Raw genomic sequence first — 271 nt, 5'->3', positions numbered from 1 at the left:
ATCAACGCAGCGCGCCCTGCGGAAATGCCCGTCACGCGCAGCGCCAACGCCACAGCGAGACCTTCCGGAATGTCCTGAATGGCGATCGCAGTGGTCAGCGGCAAGCCGATTTTCATGTCGCCGGTGGCGAAGCTGACGCCGATCGCCATGCCTTCCGGCAGGTTGTGCAGGGTGATCGCCAACACGAACAGCCAGACTCGATTGAAACGCTTGGCTTCGGGCCCGCGCCGGCCGCTTTTTTCATGTTCGTGAGGAACGAAGCGGTCAAGGC

At 62.4% G+C, this 271-nt stretch carries 1 protein-coding gene; it reads right to left on the bottom strand.

What is annotated here, in order from left to right; genetic code table 11:
• Nucleotides 1–271, bottom strand: a 271-nt coding sequence (locus tag AAEY83_RS15215; protein WP_351060226.1) for a ZIP family metal transporter, incomplete at both ends; no start/stop codon positions are given.

The sequence above is a fragment of the Psychrobacter sp. TB20-MNA-CIBAN-0197 genome (assembly GCF_040309765.1).
GTDB lineage: Bacteria > Pseudomonadota > Gammaproteobacteria > Pseudomonadales > Moraxellaceae > Psychrobacter > Psychrobacter submarinus.
The sequence above is the reverse complement of the archived record's forward strand: the minus strand, read 5'-3'. Positions and strand labels throughout refer to the sequence as shown.